Source organism: Pseudoxanthomonas sp. PXM01, assembly GCF_014851815.1.
Lineage (GTDB): Bacteria > Pseudomonadota > Gammaproteobacteria > Xanthomonadales > Xanthomonadaceae > Pseudoxanthomonas_A.
This window is the reverse complement of sequence record NZ_JACVAJ010000001.1, coordinates 1,736,612-1,755,454: the sequence shown is the minus strand read 5'-3', so window position 1 is coordinate 1,755,454 and position 18,843 is coordinate 1,736,612. Positions and strand designations below refer to the sequence as shown.

The following is an 18,843-nucleotide window of genomic DNA, read 5'->3' as shown; positions in this document are numbered from 1 at the left end:
AGGATTCTAGCGGCTGGGGGTCAGTCCAGCGCGCGGTAGCGGAAATTACGGAAGTGCACCCTGCCCTGGCCGGCGGCGTACAGGGACGGCTTGAGGGCAAGGAAGCCGCCGGCGACGTTGTGGTGGTAGCCCGAGACTTCCATCTGCACGGGATACTTGGTCCAGGCCTTGCCGTCCGTGCTGGTATGGATCGTAAGGATGTGGCGGTTGTGGGTGACCCGCAGCCAGAGCTTCCCGCCCTTCGTGCTGGGAGCGAGTTTTCCGGGGCGCTCCAGGCCGTAGCGGTGCATGACGAACTGCTCGCCGTTGCTGCCCACGCCGGCGTACAGCCGATCGTTGTAGAACAGCACCGCGCCGCCCTGTGCACCGGGTTCGACGTCCATCTCGACCTCGAACTGGTAGGCCAGGTCGCCGGCGATGACGCCCAGCGGCGAGCTGTCGCGGGGCGAGGTGCCCTTGCCTTGCAGCGTCATCACGCCATCGCCGAACGTGAGTCGACGCGACTCCTCAGGCGCAGGATCGTAGAACGCCCACTGCGGACCCAGCCCACCGCCGCGGAAATCGTCCGACAGCGCCATGCCATGCGGCGACAGCGCCTTGCCGGCGGGCTTGCGCAAGGGGCGGCTCAGGTCGCCACCCTTGGCGACGAACCAGCCGTCGTCCGTCCATTCGATCGGGTCGAGCAGGGCCTGCCGGCCCAGCGTCCAGAAATCGCGCTCGTAGCCGTGGTAGATCATCCACCACTGGCCGGCCGCGTCCTCGACCAGCGTCGCGTGGCCGCGCGACCACCAGTACTGGTCGCGCGAGGTCGTCCGGACCACCGGATTGTTGGGCGCGTTCTGCCACGGTCCATGGATCGAGCGCGAGCGCGCGACGATCACCATGTGCCCCGTCGGCGGGCCGGCCGTGCCACCGACGGCGGTGATCATGTAGTACCAGCCGTTGCGGAATGTGATCTTCGGACCTTCCTGCGCATACCCCTCGACATCCCACGACTCTGGATAGCGCCAGCCGTCATAGACATGCTTCACCTCGCCAACGGTGCTCAGGCCATCGTCGGCCAGTTGCACGTAGTCGCCGGCACTGAGGAACAGGTAGCGCTTGCCGTCCTCGCCGACCGCGTGGCCGGGATCGATGTGGCCGGGCAGGCCGATGTCGATCGGCTCGCTCCACGGACCGCGGATATCGTCGGCCCACACCACGAAATTGCTGCGTCGTGGCGATTCCGTCCCGCCCACGCGGGCGGGGAAGTAGATGTAGTAGCGCCCCTGATGCTTGACCAGATCCGGTGCCCAGATCGAACCGACGTTCTTCGTGATCGCATGCCCGACCGGCTGCCAGTTGATCAGGTCGCGCGAGTGCCAGACCGGCAGGCCCGGGTAGGCGGTGAAGGACGACAGGGTGAGGTAGTAGTCGTCCCCATCCTTCAGCACGGACGGGTCGGGGCGGTCTCCCGCCAGCACCGGATTGAGGAAGGTGCCGTCGCCCAGATCGGCCTGGCGCTGGTGTTCGACGCCGCGCTTCCACGCGGGTTCGTCCGCATCCTTGGCGTATGCCGCCAGCGGCGCCATCAGGCATAACGCGGCCATCCACGATGTCATTCGCATGCGGAATCCTCTAGTTCGGTGGCGCGTGACGCGCCTTCCATTGCGGGTAGTCTTTCGCCAGCAGGGACGCCGGCCAGCCGCCATACCATTCGTAGCCGGTGCGGCGTTCACGCGGAATGTCGTCGTAGCGCGCCACGCGCACGCTGTCGCGCGTGGCCAGCACGACGCTGTTGTCCCGCACGTCGTAGAAGCGCGCCCAGAGCCCCGTCGCGGCCGCGTCGGCCACCAGCCGCCGGTCATTCGCGCTGCGGTGGTACTGGAACTGTTCTGCGGGCGCGTCGAAGGTCTCGATCCGCCAGCCGGTGATCTCGACGCGTTGCAGCCATGCGACGCCTCCCTGCACGGCGGCCACGATGTCGGGCGACGGATCGGAAATCGACATCAGGTAGCGCAATACGCCGACCGTTTCCTGGCCGGTGATCGATGGCAATTCGAACTTTCGCCCCTGTGCGGGCTGCAGGGTCGTGGCGTCGTACTGGCCCGCCCATCCCGCGAGCGCGTCGCCCTGGCGCACCTGCAGCCGCAGCAGGCACGCATCTCCATTGGCGATGGCTTCCTGCACGCGTATGCGCAGTGCGGTATCGACGAACGCATAGCGGCGCGTGTCGGTCACCACCTTGCGCAGCGTGCCGAGCACGCCGGCCGTCACGTCGTCGGCGATGGTGATGTGCGGATGATAGGACTGCGTGGCCGGCACCGTATGTGGCCAGCCGCCACAGGAAGGAATCTGGTGCGCGAGCGTGAACGCAATGCCCTCCAGGCTGCCGTCGCGATAGCGCGCATCGCCGGTGATCGCGTACGCCGTGGCCAGGTAATCCAGCTGCGTGTAGATGTTGCGGTTGTCGAAGCTGCCGCCGGACTTGCGCGCTTCCGCGTCGAAGCGTGCTTTCTCCGTATCGTCCAGGATCCGCGCAGGGTCCTGGTTCTCGATCCAGCCGCCATCCGAACGCTGGTAGCGCAGGATGTTGTCGGCGATCTGCGCGACCTGGTCCGGTGCGTAGCGCGGGTACTTGTCGCCATGCACGTTGCGCCAGTGGTGGATGGCGTCCTCGAAGCCGGTCAGTGATGGCGGCGCGCCGGCCTGCGCGCATGCCGCCGATGTCGGCATCAGCAGCAGCGCGACAATGAAGGCGTGCATGGACGTCATCCCTTCAATGCCCGCGGCAGCCACAGCGACAGTTCGGGGAACAGGGTCACCACCAGCAGGACGGCAAGACCGGCCAGCCAGAACGGCCAGATCGTGCGCATGCTCTGCGCGATGGTGATCTTGCCTATCGCCGTGCCGATGAACAGCACCGAGCCCACTGGTGGCGTCACCAGTCCCAGACCGCCGGTCAGTACCAGCACCAGGCCGAAATGGATCGGATCGATGCCGTAGGCGCGCGCCACCGGCAGGAAGATCGGCGTGCAGATCAGGATCATCGGGGCCAGGTCCATGAAGGTGCCCAGCAACAGCAGTATCAGCACGATCAGCAGCAATACGGTGTACTTGCTGTGGGCGATGGACTGCAACGCATCGACTGCCGCTGCCGGCACCTGCAGGTAGGCCAGCAGCCAGCCGAACACCGCAGCGGTGGCGATCACGAACAGGATCACGCCGGTCGTGCGTGCCGCATGCGTCACCGTGGCGAAGAACTCCTTCAGCGACAGCTGGCGGTAGAGGACGCTCGTCACCAGCAGCGCATAAACCACGGCGATCGCGGCGCTCTCGACGGCGGTGAAGATGCCGGCCCGGATACCGAAGAAGATCAGGCCGACCAGACCCAGTCCCGGCAGCGCGGCCACCAGGCGCAGCATCACCGCCCGCATGCCCGGGAACGGCTCGGTGCCGTAACCGCGCCTGCGAGCCACTGCCCAGCCCGTGACCATCAGCACGGCCGTCATCAGCAGTGCGGGCACGATGCCGGCGGCGAACAGGTCGGCGATGGAGAGACCGCCGCCGGCGGCGGCGGAGAACAGGATCAGGTTGTGGGAGGGCGGCACCAGCAACGCCACCAGCGCTGCGGTGATGCTGACGTTGACGGCAAAGTCGCGGTCGTAACCCCGCTTGACCATCTGCGGGATCATCGTGCCGCCCACCGCCGAGACGTCGGCGATGGCCGAACCCGACACGCCGCCGAAGAACAGCGACGACAGGATGCTGACCTGGCCCAGGCCGCCACGCAGCCGACCCACCAGCGAGGCCGCCAGGCTGATCAGCCGCTCGGAGATGCCACCGCGCAGCATGATCTCGCCGGCGAAGATGAAGAGCGGGATGGCGATCAGCGACGCCGAGCCGGTGCCCGACGAGATCTGCTGCACCAGGACGATGCTGGGCAGATCGAGATAGAGCAGGGTCGCCAGCGACGCGGCGGCCAACGCATACGCGACGGGCACGCCGACCAGCAGCAGGATGGCGAAGACGGAGAAGAGCAGGGTGATCGCCATGGGTCAGCGGGCCTCGTCGGTCAGCGGCGCGCGCAGCACCAGGAGCAGTCGATACAGGGCGAACACCACCATCAGTACGCCGCCGATCGACAGCGGCAGGTAGCCGATGCTCTGCGGCATGGGCGCGCCTGCGATGCGGATATCCAGGCCATCCAGCAGCAGCACCGCGCCCCAGTAGGCCATCACCGTGCCGATGGCGGCGATCACCAGCGGCGACAGGGCATGCAGCAGCGTCCTGACGCGCGGACCCACGGCGTCTGCCAGCAGGAAGAAACCGAAGTGCCGGTTCGTGTGCACGCCGGCCGCTGCGCCCAGGCTCATGGCGGTGGTCAGCAGCAGCACGGTGACCGGTTCGGTCCAGCTCGGTGAGTCGTTGATGACGTAGCGGGCGATCACCTGCCAGCCCTGCACGACCACCAGGCCAAGCAGGGCGATGACGGCGACGGCGATGGCCGTATTGGAGAGCAGGTCCATGGCCCGCTGCAGGGGCGTGGCGGGAGGCGGCGTGGATTCTTCGGACATCGTCGGTTCTCAGGCCAGGTCGCGGATGCGGCGGTACAGCGTGTCGATCGCCGGGTCTTTGCGGTATTCGGACAGCAGTGGCTGCGATGCATGCGCGAACGCAGCGAGGTCCGCTTCGTTGTGCTTCACCCCCGCGGCGAACACGGCTTCCCTTGCCTTGGCTTCGGAAGCGTCCCACAGCGTCCGCATCACGCCGACCGATTGCTTCGCGGTCTCGATCAGCAGTTCGCGGTCGCGAGCCTGCAGGCCGTCCAGCGTGCGCTGCGACACCAGCAGGACATCCGGTGCATACGAATGGTTGGTCTGCGACCAGTAATGGGCCGCCTCGAAGTGGCGGCTGGAATGGAAGCTGCGGATGTTGTTCTCGGCACCGTCGATCATGCGGGTCTCAAGGCCGGAGAACACTTCGCCCAGCGACAGTGGCGTGGGATTGGCGCCGAACAGGCGCAGCATGCGGATGAAGATGTCGGACACCGGCACGCGGATCTTCAGGCCGTGCAGGTCGGCGGGCGTGCGGATGGCATGCTTGGTGTTGTAGAAGCAACGCGCGCCGGAATCATAGATGGCGAGGCCGACCAGGCCACGCCGCGCGAAGCCGTCGAGCACCGCCTGGCCGACACCGCCGTCCATCGCGCGCCGCATGTGCGGCACGGAATCGAAGACGTAGGGCAGGCAGAGCGCCTGGGTCAGCGGGAACGCATTGTTCAGTGCGCCGGCGTAGACGCGGGTGATGTCGATGGCGCCGAAGCGCGCCATGTCGATGGCTTCGGATTCGCGACCCAACTGGCCGGAGTGGTACTGGCGCAGCGTCACGCGACCGCCGGTTTCGCGCGCCAGGGTGTCGCCGATCCATTGCACGGCTTCGACGGTCGGGTAGTCCTTCACGTGCACGTCGGTCGCGGTGAGCACGTGCCGGCCTTCGTCGGCCAGGACACGGCCGCCCAGCAACGGCAGGGCAGCGGCGGCACCCAGACCGGCGCCGAGAAAACGACGACGGTTCATCATGCGCGCCAGTCTCCTTCGTCCCTCGGGGTCGCCGCCGTGGCCAGGCATTCGATGCTGCCATGCCCGTCGAAGTCGATACGGGCCTGCTGGCCCGGCAGGATGTCGTGGATGCCGGTGGCGTTGCCCGTAGCGATCAGGTCACCGGCCTTGAGAGGCCGACCGCGCCGCGCCGACCGCGACAGGGCGAACGCAAAGGCTGCACGCAGGCCGCCGGGCAACGTGGTGGCGCCGCCCTGACCGACCTGACGGCCGTCGATCCAGGTGGAGCACGTCAGCGAGGCATCGCTGCGCTCGGCCCAGACGGGAATTTCGGGACCCACGACCAGCCCGTTGTTGTTGCCGAAGTCCGATACGACCACGCGGGGACCCAGCTGGTTGATCGTCGCCAGTGGGCTGCTCGCCACTTCCATGCCGATGAACAGTGTGGACGGGACGGCAGCAGCTTCCTCGGGGGTCCAGTCGGTCTTGTCGGCTGGCGCATCCGCGTCCAGACGCAGCACATACTCCGCTTCCACCGCGCCGAAGCCGCCTTCGAAAACCTGAAAGGCAGATTGACCACCGGTGGTCATCTGCAGTTGCCGCGCGAAGATCGGGCCCAGCAGCCGCTCATCGCCGGACGCGTCGCGCCGCTCGGGTGCGATGAAGCCGACCTTCCAGCCCACCACCTGGTCCGGCCACTTGGCGATGGCCATGTCCTGCACGCGGTAGGCGGTGACCAGGTCGTCCGGAATCTCGCCGGGAAAACCCGGCAAAGCGCGGCCTTGGCGGCGCGCACCGACAAAGCTGTCCGCGATGGCGGCCAACGTGGGGGCCGCCGCACGTGCGGCGTCGAGGGTGCTTTGGTCGTTACTCAAGTGGGTTCTCCCCGCTGGGTTTTGTTGCACCGCCGAGTGACAGTGCAGGCTGATGGCCTGTATATGGTAAACCGGTGTCATTGACAATGTGCACTGCCGCAAAATCCATCCCGATGCCACGATGCATCGATCCACTCCTGGGAGGGAGCCAATGCTTCATATCCGTTTCCCCGCGCGAATCGGCGGGCTGACCCGCGGCCTGGCCGCCCTGGTGCTGGCGTTTGCCACGATTCCAGCGATCGCGGCCGACGCGCAGACGCTGGCTTTCCCTGGCGCGCAGGGCGCAGCCGCTCATACGCCCGGTGGTCGGGGCGGCAAGATCGTCCGCGTGACCAGTCTGGCGGCCGACGGCCCCGGCTCGTTCAAGGAAGCGGTGACGGGCAAGGGACCGCGCATCGTGGTGTTCGAAGTGGGTGGTGTGATCGACCTCGGGATGAAGGAGCTGCGCATCACCGAGCCGTTCCTGACCATTGCCGGACAGACCGCGCCGCATCCCGGCGTCACCATCATCAAGGGCGGGTTGACGATCGCCACGCATGATGTGGTGATCCGCCACATCCGCATCCGTCCGGGCGACGGCGGCATGCCGAAGCGTTCCGGCGACATCGATGCCATCACGACGGTACGGGGTGCACACGACGTCATCGTCGACCACTGCTCCCTCACCTGGGCGACCGACGAGAACCTCAGTGCGTCCAGCACGCGCTTCCACGGCGAGAACGAAGCCGAGTGGATGGCCAATGCGTCGCGTCGGATCACCTACAGCAACAACATCGTCAGCGAAGGCCTGGCGCATTCCACCCATCCCAAGGGCGAGCATTCCAAAGGCTCGCTGATCCACGACCATGTCAACGAGGTGCTGATCGTCGGCAACCTCTACGCGCACAACTACGAGCGCAGCCCGCTGTTCAAGGGCGGCGCGCGCGGCCAGGTGATCAACAACCTGATCTACAACCCCGGCCAGCGTGCCATCCACTACAACCTGATCGCCGAAGAATGGCTGGGCCATCCGTATTCGAAGGGCGAGATGGTGGTGCGCGGCAACGTCATGCGTGCCGGCAAGTCGACCGAGCCGCTGGCGTTCGTGATGATCGGCGGATCCGGCGACCTCGACCTGTTTGCACAGGACAATCTCGTCGTCGATCGCATGGGCAACAAGAGCATCCAGGAGACAGGAAGCTACACCACGGCACCCGCCAGGCTTAACCGCGTGAAGACGGCGCCCGCACTGCCGTTCGGCGTCACGCTGCTGCCATCGGGCAAGGTACAGGACGCAGTCATCGAAACCGTCGGCGCCACGCCCTGGAACCGCGACCTGATCGATCGCCGCATCGTGGCCGATGTCATCGAGGGACGCGGCGAGATCATCGACAGCCAAGAGCAGGTCGGCGGCTATCCCCAGTACAAGGAAGCACGCAAGCCGTTCGTCGAAAGCGAATGGAATCTCGACGTGATGGAGCCGCTGGCCGGCTATCCGCGCGGTGAACCGCTGCGCTGACCTGCGCTGCGTCGGCACGGCCGACGATGACACATGACATGAGGGGCCCGCCGTGAGGTGGGCCCTTCGTCTGTCGGGCTGGCGATGCAGTCGGTAAGTGGTCAAGGGGCGACCAGCAAGGTGGAGTGGCAGGGTGCACCCTTGGGTCGCGAACGGGCCTGGATGCCGCGTCCCGGGTTGCGGCAGGAAACAGGTCGGACGCACCGAGCGTGCGTCCGACCTTTGCGGTCAGAAGTTGAACCGCGCGCCTACGTAGTACTGCCGTCCCGTGTGGTGGTAGACCGATGCGCGATCGCCGGCCGAGTCCACGTACTGGTCATTGAACTCGTCGGTCAGGTTCAGCCCCTCGAAGGTGAGGGTAAGGTGCTCGTCCCATTTGTAGGACATGGAGAAATCCACGCTGCGGGCGCTGCGCTTGCCTTCCACGTCGTTGTTGTTCTGCCCCGGTACGCGTTGCAGGTAGTCGTCGCGGAACGATGTCGATACGCGCGCGCTGAACTTGTTGTTGTCGTAGTAGAGCGTGGCGTTGTAGGAGTCGGGCGACAGGTTGACCAGGTCGTTGGCGATGTACGTCACCGGGAAGCTGCCCGGAACCGCATAGTCGATATCCGACTCCACGTGTGTGTAGTTCAGCAGCACGCCGAAATGGCGGAATCCGCCGGGCAGGAACGAGAACGGCTGCTGGTAGTTCAGCTCGAAGCCCTTCAGCGGACCACCCGGTGTGTTGATCGGCGTACGCACGTCGAATTCCACGTCCCAGAAGGTCGACGGTACCCAATCCAGCGGCAGGCCGGTGTCGCGGTAGGCGATGTTCTCGCGCAGTTCCTGGATGTAGGTCTCGATGTCCTTGTAGAACAGGGCCAGCGACAGTACCGAGTCCTCCGCGAAGTACCACTCGGCGCTGAAGTCGTAGGTCTTGGCACGGAACGGGTCCAGATAGGGGTTGCCCACACGGATGTTCGGCGTGCCGGTAGTGGTGACGCCTGCCCCGGGCGACAGATTGCCCAGTTGCGGCCGCGCCATGACCTTGGCCGCGCCGAAGCGCAGCACCAGTTCGTCGGTGACTTCCCACGCGAGGTTCAGTGACGGCAACCAGTCCTTGTAGTCGTTCGTCACGGTCACCGGACTGCCGCCGCCCACCGAGGTGTAGCCGCTGGCGTCGATGTCGGTGGTGGCGTAGCGCACGCCGACATTGCCGCGCAACGGGCGTCCTGCCAGGTCCGCGTTGAAGTCCAGCTGCAGGTAGCCGCCCCAGTCCTCTTCGCCGATGCTGCGATTGTTGCCGCGGGCATTGCCGTTGGTGATGCTGCTCAGGGTGAAGTCGCCGCCCGGTACACCGGTATTGCAGTTGCAGTAGATGTCGAACAGGCTGGCGATCGCGCCGAGGTCCGGGATCAGCCATGCGCTCGGCCCGCGGCCATCGAGGCCGCGGCCGAAGCCGGTGACCAGCGTGGACAGGTCGGCCAGCGTCGTCCCGGCAGGCAGTGCGGGGACAGCGGTTTCGCTGGCGCGGCGGAACTCCCAGGTGTCCATCTGGAATTTCTTGTACGACAGGCCGCCCCGCAACGTGAAGGTCTCGTTGATGGCGAAATCGAGGTCCAGCTTGCCGGTGTCGAAGGTGTTGTCGACGCCCTGCGGGCGGATGCGGATCTCGGAGCCGGTGGTGTTGGCGGCGGGGCTGCTGATCCAGCCCCAGCCTGCCGGACTGGTCACATCCAGGCTTCCGTAGTTGATCACCGGCAGCCGGCTGTTGCCGCGGTAGTCCCAGCTGTAGCCGTCGAGGTTCTGGATATCGAAGGTCACCGTGGTCTGCACGGGATTCTTGAACTCCGATGTCGACGTGCCGACCATCGCGTTGAGCGTCAGTCGGTCGGTGATGTCCTGTTCGAGACTCAGGCTGTACTGGCTGAACTCCGTGGACAGTTCGTCGAAGCGCGACTCCGAGCGGACATCGACGTTGTCGAACACGCCGTAGACCAGGTTGCCTCGCGCATCCACCTCGGCCTGGCGTACGTGCGTCTCGTACTTGCCGCCCTGGGCGTTGGAGCGGCTGAATGAAATGGTTTCCAGGAAGTCCTCCTGGCGCGTCGCATCCAGCTTGGAATACATCGCATCGAAGTTCAGCAACGTGCGATCCGTCGGTTTGAACTGCAGCGCGGCGGTCACACCCAGCCGCTCCTGCTGATGGGTCAGGCGGCCGTAGCGCGGCAGTCGCGGATGGAAGGTCGTCGCGGCGGACGCAAGCCGGTAGGCATCGTTGTTGGCCTGCGTGTTCGCAGGACGCGGGTTGCCGGTCGAGCAGTTGAGTGCCGTCGTACCGCGGCCGCTGTTGTTCGCGTTGTTCTGCGGGGTGTAGCCAACGGGACTGCAGAAGCCGTTCGACGAGGGGCCGTTGTCCCAGCGCACCGCGCTGTAGCCTTCCTCCAGCAGGTTGCGCTCGCTGTAGGCCGCCGAGAGCAGGGCGCCGAACCTGCCGTCCGCCCACGTATTGCTGATCAGTGCGGAGAAGCGCGGGTCCCACTGCTTCGACAGGTCGTTGTAGCCCATCTGCGCGGTGGCGGTGCTGGTGAAGCCGTCATAGTCGAACGGACGCGCGCCGCGCAGGTCGACGGTGGCGCCCAGCGAGCCTTCGTCCACCTGGGCCGACTGCGTCTTGCGCACCGTCAGCTTGCTGAAGAGCTCGGAGGCGAACACATTGAAGTCGAAGCCGCGTCCGCGGTTGGCGCCGCCGGAGCTGTCCGTGCCGCCGGTGGTGGCGAGCGCCTCCAGCCCATTGATGCGCACGCGCGTGAAGTCCTGTCCCAGGCCGCGCACGGTGATCGAGCGCCCCTCGCCGGCATCGCGGTCGATCGCGACGCCGGGAATGCGCTGCAACGCTTCGGCGAGGTTGAGATCGGGGAACTTGCCGATGTCCTCCGCGACGACGGCATCGATCTGTTCAGCGCTGTAGCGCTTTTCTTCCAGCGCTTTTTCCAGGCTGGCACGGAAGGTCCCGACCACTTCGATGCGATCGAGCTCGGTGGTGGTGGTGGGCGCCGTGGCAGGCGCGTCCTGAGACTGGGCAAACGCAGGCGCGTGCAATGCGGCGGCGATCGAGAACGCGAGTACGGTAACCGGTGTCGTCCGGCGATTCGGATAACGGTTCATGACTTCCCCCTCCCAAGGGCGGCCAGTGGCTTTGGTAGGCCGCCGTGTGCCGGCGGCGTGGAATTCCCCGACGATTCCAAGGCGGCGCACGTTGAATGACACCGCTGGTCAAAGACGCTAACAGAGAGTGCGCTGCAACAACAAGCTATTGATTCGAATGGAGAAAATGTCCCGGGACAAGGCGCCGCGTGAAATCGTTTTCGCGTTGCGCCCGGTGTGCTGCGCGCACAAAAAAGCCCGGCCGGGAGAGGCGGCCGGGCTTCGGGTGCACCTCGCAGGGAGGTGCATGACGGTCAACCGATCAGAACTTGTAGCGCAGCCCCAGCAGGTACTGGCGGCCGGTCTCGCTGTAGTCGAGCGGCAGGGTGACGCTGGGGTTCGACACCCACGATTCCTGCGGTTCGTCGGTCAGGTTGATGCCTTCCAGGCTCAGCTCCAGGTGGTCGTTGATCTTCCAGCGCACCGAGGCATCGACCGTGGTCGTGCCCGTCTGGCCATGCACGCCATCCAGATGGAAGCCCTGTTCCGCACCCGGCGCCTGGATCAGGTAGTCGTCGCGATTGGTCGCCGAGACGCGGCCCGAGAAACGCTCGCCCTCGTAGAACAGGGTGGCGTTCCAGGCGGTCTTCGACAGGCCCAGCAGGTCCGTCTTCAGCACGTTGGTGCCTGCGCTGTTGACGTACTGGATCTTCGAGTCGACGTAGGTGTAGTTCAACTGCACGCCGAGATTGGCCCACTTGCCCGGCAGGAAGGTGAACGGCTGGATGTAGTTGGCCTCGAAGCCGGTCAGTTCACCGCCCGGAGTGTTGAGCGGAATGGTGAAGGTGAAGTCGTCGGTGACCGAGGCGCCCGTGCCTTCCAGCAGGCTGGCCGGCAGTCCGCTGGATTCATAGCTGCGAATCTCGCGCGTGGTCTGCACGAAGCTGTCGATGTCCTTGTAGAACACGCCCAGTCCGAGCATCGCGCCTTCGTTGAAGTACCACTCCAGCCCCAGGTCGACGGTCTTGGCGCGGATCGGGTCGAGGTTCGGGTTGCCGCCTGACACCGTGCGTGCACCGCCGGCGACGGCAACCGTCACGCCCGGCGTCAGCGAGCCGAGGCCCGGACGCGACATCACCTTGGCGGCACCCAGGCGCAGCAGCAGGTCGGGGCTGAGTTCCGCCACCAGGTTCATCGAGGGCAGGGTATCGCTGTACTCGCGCGTCACCGTGGCCGCGACCGGCGTGCCGCTGGTGGTGGCGATGCCCGTGGAAGTCTGCTTCGTGCGCACGTAGCGCACACCGACGTTGCCCGACAGCGGGATCGGGCCGAGGTCGGTCGAGAACTCGCCCATCAGGTAGACGCCACGGTCTTCTTCCTCGACGCTGCGCGTGTTGACCGCGCGCTCGGTGACCGCGAACGTGCCGCTGTTGCTGTAGATGTCGAACAAGTCCGCGACGGCCTGGTAGTCGGGCACGACCCAGGTGCCGGGCGATCCGCTCACGCCGCTGAGGCGGGCCAGCTCGGTGAGGTCGGCGGGCACGAAGCGCGTTCCGTCTGAGAACGTCGGCACCGAAAGCTCATTGCCACGACGCAGCTCGCGAGTATCGAACGAGTAGTCCTTGGCCTGCACGCCGCCCTTCAGGCGGAAACCGGGGCTGATGTTCCAGTTGAACTCCAGCTGTGCGTTGTCGAACTCGTTGGTCACGTACTGCGGACGGATACGGATCTCGGCGAGCGTCCAGCCGTTCGGATCCAGAGGATCGATGCCGTAGTTCAGCACCGGCTTGTACCAGTTGCCCCGATAGTCGTAGCTGTAATTGTCGACGTTGTACTTGTCCATGATGATCGTCGTCTGGATCGGATTCTCATGCTCCGATTTGGACGTGCCGATCTTGCCGCTGATCTTGAAGTTGTCGGTGAACTCGTGCTCACCCTCGAAGTTCAGCTGGGTGTAGACCGTGTTCCATTCGTCGTGACGGCTCTCGGAGCGGATGTCGACATCATCGAACAGGCCGTAGACGAGTGCGCCGTTCTGGATCACGCCATCGCGCACGATGGTGTGCGGCTTGCCCGACAGGGGATTGGTGGCCGGATTCGGATTGGCGACGTTGCGGCTGAACGAGATTGCTTCGATGTACTTCTCGTCGCGCGTGGCATCGATCTTCGAGTACAGCGCATCCAGTGCGAACTGGGTGCGATCGCTTGGCTTGAACTGGAACGAGGCGGTCACGCCCGTGCGCTTCTGGTCGTGTTCCATCAGCGTGTAGCGCGGGAAACGGGGATGGTAGACATCGGCCGCGCGTGCGGCCGCGAACGGCGACGCGGCGCTGAAACCACCGTTACTGGGTCCGTTCGCCCAACGGCCGGTGCCGCTGCCTTCCTCGAGCAACTGGCGTTCGGAGTAGGCGACGGACAGCAGGGCGCCGAACTTGCCGTCGGCCCAGGAATTGGCGATCAATGCCGCCGCACGCGGATCGGTCTCGCTGGCCATGTCGTTGTGGCTGAGCTGGCCGCTGGCGACGAAGGTGAAGCCGTCGTAGTCGAACGGGCGTGCGGTGCGCAGGTCGACGGTGGCGCCCAGAGAGCCTTCCTCGACATCCGCCTGTGCGGTCTTGCGCACGATCAGCTGCGAGAACAGGTCGGAGGCGAACACGTTGAAGTCGAAGCCGCGACCGCGGTTCGAGCCGCCGGACTGGTCCGTCGCGCCCACCGTGGTCAGCGCTTCCATGCCGTTGATGCGCACGCGGGTGAAGTCGGGGCCCAGGCCGCGCACCGAGATGTTGCGTCCCTCGCCAGCGTCGCGGGTGATGGCCACGCCGGGAATGCGCTGCAGCGATTCCGCGAGGTTTAGGTCGGGGAACTTGCCGATGTCCTCGGCCACGATGGCATCGACCACGCCGGCTTCGCCGCGCTTGATGTCGAGGGCTTTCTCCACGCTGGCGCGGTAGCCGGTGACGCTGACGGTGTCGAGCGTGCCGAGATCCGCCTGCGGGGACGCGGACTGGCCGGAATCGGCCGGTTGGGCTGCCTCCTGGGCCTGGGCGGCTGCACCCATCTGCAGCGCGAGGCCGATCGAAACGGCAAGCAAGGTAACCGGTGTCTTCCGGTTCTGGTGACTGACTGGCATGTTCTCCCCTCCTCAAGGGACCATGGCCGCGTGTTGCGACTGTTTTATTGGCGAAAAAGCGCTGTTTCTTCCCTTCCAGATCGTGCCAGCTGATAAAATGACACCGCTGGTCAAAAACAACGCTAACAGAGTGTGCGCTGCAACAACAACTGTCGGTCGGGCCGGTTTATCTTGTCCCATGGACAAGCTGGAGCGGCCCGCACGGCGCGCGATGCCAACGTCACGGGAGAAGAACTGGATGGGGAAGATCGTCTGTTTCGGTGAGCTGCTGCTGCGCCTTGGCGCGCCCGGCCGCCAGGTGCTGTTGCAGTCGCCGCTGCTCGATGTGCATGTCGGTGGTGCCGAAGCGAACGTCGCCGTCTCGCTGGCGCGCTTCGGTCATGACGCGCGCATGGTGGGACTGGCCGCGGACAACGCATTGGGCGAGGCCGCCGTGGGCGAATTGCGCCGGCATCGTGTCGATACGCGCGCGGTGCAGCAGGTGCCGGGACGCATGGGGCTCTACTTCCTGACGCCGGGAGCCATCCAGCGACCCAGCGAAGTCCTTTACGACCGTGCGGACTCCGCGTTCGCGCGCGCCGGTGGTGGCACGCACGACTGGCCGGCCCTGCTGGCCGGTGCCGATTGGCTGCATGTGTCGGGCGTGACGCCGGCGCTCGGGCAGCAGGCGGCGGACGGTGTACTGGTGGCCGTGAAAGCGGCGCGCGCAGCGGGCGTGAAGGTGTCTTTCGACGGCAACTTCAGGCCCAAGCTGTGGGAAGCCTGGGGAGGCGATGCGCCGACGATCCTGCGGGGGTTGATGGCGGAAGCGGACATCCTCTTCGCCAGCCATCGCGACCTGCAGGTCGTGCTCGGCCTGGAGTTCCCGCAGGCGACGCCGCAGGAGCGGTTCGCGGCGGGTGCGGCGGCGGCGTTCAAGGCGTTCCCGCACCTTCGGCAGATGGCGGCCACGGTGCGCGTGCAGCGCAGCGTCGACCATCACGCGCTGTCGGGCATCACGGCACTGGCGGACGGCAGCCTGCTGACCACGCCGTCCTACGAGGTGTCCCCGATCGTCGACCGCATCGGCACCGGCGACGCGTTCGCGGCAGGCGTGCTGCATGGTGGCCTCGTCGGCATGGAGAGTGCGGACGCGCTGCACTTCGGCGTGGCCGCGGCCTGTCTCAAGCATTCGCTGCCGGGGGATTTCAATCTGGTCGGGGCCGCCGACGTGCAGGCGTTCCTGGGCGAGAACAGTCTGGATGTGAAGCGCTGAGCACGCGTCGGGAAGCAGGCGGTTGTTGCGTTGCAGTATCCTGGAACGCAGCAAAAACTATCGTTTGAAGATGCCGGGCAGGGCTTTGCCGGTCTCGTGAATCCCGCAGACTGCGCGCCATGATGAGCGCCGTCCATGCGTAGCAAACTGTTCGTGCCCGGGGATCGGCCAGCCCTCTTCGCCAAGGCGATGGCAAGCGAGGCCGACATCCTGTCCTTCGATCTGGAGGACGCGGTGGCCGTGGCGGCAAAGGCCGATGCAAGAACGCATGTGGCTGCCTTCCTGCATGCCGCGCCGCACCGCAGCGCCGGCAAGCAGGTGATCGTCCGCACCAACGCATGGCACTCGCACGCCTGGGAGGACGATCTTCGCGCGGTCCTGCCGCTCGACATCGACCTGATCAACCTGCCCAAGATCGAATCCGCAGAACAACTCAGGCAGGCGATGGCGGAGATCGAGGCCATCGAGGCCCGGTTGCAGTTCCGCCAGAGGACCGGCCTGCTGGTCAATATCGAAACCCCGCGTGCGCTGCGCAACGCCGTGGCCATCGCAACGGCGCATCCGCGCGTGCGCGGCCTGCAACTCGGCCTCGGCGATCTGTTCGAACCCCACGGCATCCGGCGTACCGACCTGCGCAACGTGCACGCCGCGCAGTACGCGTTGCGGATGGCGGCCGCCGAGGCGGGCGTGTTCGCCTATGACGCGGCGTTCCCCGGGCTCGACGACGAGACGGGCTTCCGGGCCGAGGCCGCGTCCGCGCGTGCGTTGGGCTACGTCGGCAAGAGCTGCGTGCATCCACGCCAGTTGGCGTGGGCGAACAGCGTATTCGCGTCGACGGATGAGGAAATCGAGATGGCACGGCGGATCGTCGATGCCGCCGAAGACGGAGCGTATGCGGTGGATGGGCGAATGGTCGATGCGCCGTTCCTGGCGCGTGCGCGCGCCGTCCTGGCCACGGTGCGGCATGAGGAGAAGCAATGAAGCAGGGGGGAGTGCGGTCGTGGACCGCCGGTGTGCGACGTTTCCTGACGATGGGCTGGCTGTTGCTGCTATGCGGCCTGTCGTCCGCCGTGCAGGCGGAGAGCCTGACGACCGTCCGCGAAGACCGCCTGCCCGCTGTGCCGGGTGGTGTACAGACACTGCACGCCGTCGACACCGCGCTGCTGGCCTTCAACAGCCAAGGTGCTTGGCAACTGCCTTCCGGCGCCAAGGCCTGGCAGACGCTGGCCTTGCCTGACGGAACGCCATCCGGTCTGCAGTGGATCACCGCGACGAGAGGAAAGCTCTACGCGTTGCCGATGACGCAAGAAGCCCGTAGCGCGGCAACGCTGTCCGCGGTGATCGTGCATCGGGGTCGGCTCGAACTGCGCGCACTCCCGGTATTGCCTCAGCCGCTGCGTGACGTGCGGCTGGCGGAAGGCGACGGCACGCTCTATGTCGTCGGCATGGGTGCCGACAACGCCACTTCGCTCTATCGCCTCGTGGTGAGCGCGCCGCAGGGAGGCTGGACGAAGCTGGATGCCTGGCCGGGCGGCGGTGTCGCGGGCAGTCTGCTCGCGCAACGTGGCGAACTGTTCGCCACCGTGCCCGGCACTGGCGTCGATGCCCTGTGGCGCTGGCATCGCGAAACGGGCTGGTCGGCGATGCCGGCCTTGCCGGGACATCTGGTGCCCGGTGCCGAACGCACCATCGGCCAGGCGCACTTGCTGTTCGCTGTGGACGGCAACGGCCAGACCGCTCCGACGCGCCGGTTGGTGACGTTCCATGTCATCACCAAGGCATGGGCGGACGTGCCGGCCGCAGTGCCCACCAGCGCCGACACGTTCGCGCCCTGGGGCGATGGCCTGGCGTGGTCCACGCCTAACGGCGATGCCGGCGCGCTGCTGCTGCAGTCCGGCAAGCACCTGCTGACGTGGCTCGACTGGCTGGTGATCGTGGTCTACCTGGCCGCGATGATCGGCATCGGCCTGTACTTCTACCTGCGCGAGAAGCGCAACTCGACCGAGAACTTCTTCGTCGGCAGCCGCACCATCCCGTTCTGGGCGGCGGGCTTGAGCCTGTACGCGGTCAACACCAGCTCGATCAGCTTCATCGCCATCCCCGCCAAGGCGTTCGAGACCAATTGGCAGTACCTGACCAACAACCTGATCGCGGTGCTCGGCCTGATGTTCGTCGCGATCTGGATCGTGCCGCTGTTGCGCCGGCTCAACCTGATGTCGACGTTCTCCTATCTGGAGACGCGTTTCCACCCGAGCATCCGCATGCTGGCCAGTGCTCTGGCGATCCTCATGCAGATCGGCAGTCGCATGAGCGTGATCCTGTTCCTGCCCGCGCTGGCCATCTCCACCATCACCGGCATTGACGTGGTGTGGAGTGTCTGGCTGATGGGGGGGTTCACCATCATCTACACCGCGATGGGCGGCATGAAGGCGGTCATCTGGACCGACGTGGTGCAGGTCATCGTGAAGATGGGTGGCGCGATCTTCGCCATCCTCTTCATCGTCTGGACATTGAAGGGCGGCTTCGGCGAGTTCACCCAGATCGCGATGGCCGAGGACAAGACCAAGCTGTTCGACTTCAGCTTCGACCTGACCAAGGCCACCGTCTGGGGCTTCATCTTCCTGGTGCTGTTCGAGGTCGTGCTGACCTTCCCCAAGGACCAGGTGCTGATGCAGCGCGTGCTCTCCACCAAGTCCGACAAGGAGGCCGGCCGCTCGGTGTGGGCGTTCGCCGCCATCATGATTCCCGGCGGCTTCATCTTCTACGGCATCGGCACGGCGCTGTTCGTCTACTACAAGAACAACCCCGAGCGCATGAATCCGCTGCTGCCGGTGGACGCGACGTTCCCGCTGTTCATCGCGGCGGAACTGCCGATGGGCGTCACCGGCCTGATCATCGCCGGCATCTTCGCCGCCGCGATGGCCACGCTGTCGGGCATCATGAACTCGGTCGCCACGCTGATCACGGTCGACTTCTACGAGCGTTTCGCCAAGGACAAGTCGCAGAAGAAGGGCGTGTTCTTCGCCGAGATCATGACCGTGGTCGTGGGTCTGGTGGGCATAGGCGCGGCGTTGGTGCTGTCGCGCTTCGACATCGGCTCGCTGTTCGATGTGTCCATCGAACTGGCCGGCCTGCTCGGTGGCGGTTTCGCCGGCGCCTACACGCTGGGCATGTTCACCCGCCGTGCGAACTCGCAGGGCGTGGCCATCGGCATCGGGGCCGCCATCGTGCTGACGTTCGTGGCCTGGTGGTACGACCTGGTGCACCCGTACTTCTATCTCGCCATCTCGATCCTGGTCTGCGTGGTGGTGGGCTATCTCGCCAGCCTGTGCTTCCCCGCGCCGACCCGTTCGCTGGAGGGCTTGACGATCCACCGCAAGGATGCGGCGGCAGGTGCGGACTGATCGCGCATGCGCCAT

At 65.9% G+C, this 18,843-nt stretch carries 12 protein-coding genes; 4 read left to right on the top strand and 8 right to left on the bottom strand.

Annotated elements, in window-relative coordinates; genetic code table 11:
- Window positions 1-20: 20 nt before the first annotated feature.
- Genes IB230_RS08085 through IB230_RS08060 form a run of 6 tightly spaced genes read right to left on the bottom strand, consistent with a single transcriptional unit; the run spans window position 21 to window position 6,415 of the window.
- On the bottom strand, window positions 21-1,571 hold the full coding sequence (locus tag IB230_RS08085; RefSeq protein ID WP_225589456.1) for a family 43 glycosylhydrolase: 1,551 nt from the start codon (window positions 1,569-1,571) through the stop codon (window positions 21-23).
- Window positions 1,572-1,617: 46 nt separating this feature from the next.
- The gene (gene pelA, locus IB230_RS08080; RefSeq protein WP_225589277.1) at window positions 1,618-2,745 is read right to left on the bottom strand and encodes a pectate lyase; all 1,128 of its coding nucleotides are present in this window, start codon (window positions 2,743-2,745) and stop codon (window positions 1,618-1,620) included.
- A gap of 5 nt (window positions 2,746-2,750) precedes the next feature.
- On the bottom strand, window positions 2,751-4,034 hold the full coding sequence (locus IB230_RS08075) for a TRAP transporter large permease (RefSeq protein ID WP_192270752.1): 1,284 nt from the start codon (window positions 4,032-4,034) through the stop codon (window positions 2,751-2,753).
- Between the two features lie 3 nt (window positions 4,035-4,037).
- Window positions 4,038-4,556, bottom strand: coding sequence for a TRAP transporter small permease (locus IB230_RS08070; RefSeq protein WP_192270750.1), 519 nt, complete (start codon window positions 4,554-4,556; stop codon window positions 4,038-4,040).
- A 9-nt stretch (window positions 4,557-4,565) separates the two neighbouring features.
- Window positions 4,566-5,561, bottom strand: coding sequence for a TRAP transporter substrate-binding protein (locus IB230_RS08065; protein WP_192270748.1), 996 nt, complete (start codon window positions 5,559-5,561; stop codon window positions 4,566-4,568).
- Window positions 5,558-6,415 (bottom strand): 2-keto-4-pentenoate hydratase, encoded by an 858-nt coding sequence (locus tag IB230_RS08060; RefSeq protein ID WP_192270746.1) that lies wholly within the window; start codon window positions 6,413-6,415, stop codon window positions 5,558-5,560. Before IB230_RS08060 ends, IB230_RS08065 begins: the two co-directional genes overlap by 4 nt.
- A 151-nt stretch (window positions 6,416-6,566) precedes the next feature.
- Between IB230_RS08060 and IB230_RS08055 the strand changes: the two genes are divergently transcribed.
- Complete coding sequence (locus IB230_RS08055; RefSeq protein ID WP_192270744.1) at window positions 6,567-7,913, top strand: pectate lyase; 1,347 nt, start codon at window positions 6,567-6,569, stop codon at window positions 7,911-7,913.
- Between the two features lie 228 nt (window positions 7,914-8,141).
- On the opposite strand, the gene IB230_RS08050 is transcribed toward IB230_RS08055, so the two are convergent.
- Together IB230_RS08050 and IB230_RS08045 are read right to left on the bottom strand one after the other, a co-directional pair.
- Window positions 8,142-11,060: a TonB-dependent receptor gene (locus IB230_RS08050; RefSeq protein ID WP_192270742.1), complete on the bottom strand. Its 2,919-nt coding sequence runs from the start codon at window positions 11,058-11,060 to the stop codon at window positions 8,142-8,144.
- A gap of 301 nt (window positions 11,061-11,361) precedes the next feature.
- A complete protein-coding gene (locus tag IB230_RS08045) occupies window positions 11,362-14,169 on the bottom strand; it encodes a TonB-dependent receptor (protein ID WP_192270740.1) in 2,808 nt (935 codons plus the stop codon).
- Window positions 14,170-14,407: 238 nt separating this feature from the next.
- On the opposite strand from IB230_RS08045, the gene IB230_RS08040 reads away from it, so the two are divergent.
- The 3 genes from IB230_RS08040 to IB230_RS08030 all read left to right on the top strand — a co-directional run bounded on the left by IB230_RS08040 (window position 14,408) and on the right by IB230_RS08030 (window position 18,828).
- Window positions 14,408-15,424, top strand: coding sequence for a sugar kinase (locus tag IB230_RS08040; protein ID WP_192270738.1), 1,017 nt, complete (start codon window positions 14,408-14,410; stop codon window positions 15,422-15,424).
- 135 nt (window positions 15,425-15,559) lie between these two features.
- On the top strand, window positions 15,560-16,405 hold the full coding sequence (locus IB230_RS08035; RefSeq protein ID WP_192270736.1) for a CoA ester lyase: 846 nt from the start codon (window positions 15,560-15,562) through the stop codon (window positions 16,403-16,405).
- The gene (locus tag IB230_RS08030) at window positions 16,402-18,828 is read left to right on the top strand and encodes a sodium:solute symporter (RefSeq protein WP_192270734.1); all 2,427 of its coding nucleotides are present in this window, start codon (window positions 16,402-16,404) and stop codon (window positions 18,826-18,828) included. The genes IB230_RS08035 and IB230_RS08030 overlap by 4 nt, the downstream gene beginning before the upstream one ends.
- Window positions 18,829-18,843 lie beyond the last annotated feature (15 nt).

Excerpts from the sequence above, each read along its gene's own strand:
- IB230_RS08085 (WP_225589456.1), bottom strand. The coding sequence starts at position 1,571 with ATGGCGCCGCTGGCGGCATACGCCAAGGATGCGGACGAACCCGCGTGG.
- pelA (WP_225589277.1), bottom strand. The coding sequence starts at position 2,745 with ATGCACGCCTTCATTGTCGCGCTGCTGCTGATGCCGACATCGGCGGCA.
- IB230_RS08075 (WP_192270752.1), bottom strand. The coding sequence starts at position 4,034 with ATGGCGATCACCCTGCTCTTCTCCGTCTTCGCCATCCTGCTGCTGGTC.
- IB230_RS08070 (WP_192270750.1), bottom strand. The coding sequence starts at position 4,556 with ATGTCCGAAGAATCCACGCCGCCTCCCGCCACGCCCCTGCAGCGGGCC.
- IB230_RS08065 (WP_192270748.1), bottom strand. The coding sequence starts at position 5,561 with ATGATGAACCGTCGTCGTTTTCTCGGCGCCGGTCTGGGTGCCGCCGCT.
- IB230_RS08055 (WP_192270744.1), top strand. The coding sequence starts at position 6,567 with ATGCTTCATATCCGTTTCCCCGCGCGAATCGGCGGGCTGACCCGCGGC.
- IB230_RS08050 (WP_192270742.1), bottom strand. The coding sequence starts at position 11,060 with ATGAACCGTTATCCGAATCGCCGGACGACACCGGTTACCGTACTCGCG.
- IB230_RS08045 (WP_192270740.1), bottom strand. The coding sequence starts at position 14,169 with ATGCCAGTCAGTCACCAGAACCGGAAGACACCGGTTACCTTGCTTGCC.
- IB230_RS08040 (WP_192270738.1), top strand. The coding sequence starts at position 14,408 with ATGGGGAAGATCGTCTGTTTCGGTGAGCTGCTGCTGCGCCTTGGCGCG.
- IB230_RS08035 (WP_192270736.1), top strand. The coding sequence starts at position 15,560 with ATGCGTAGCAAACTGTTCGTGCCCGGGGATCGGCCAGCCCTCTTCGCC.
- IB230_RS08030 (WP_192270734.1), top strand. The coding sequence starts at position 16,402 with ATGAAGCAGGGGGGAGTGCGGTCGTGGACCGCCGGTGTGCGACGTTTC.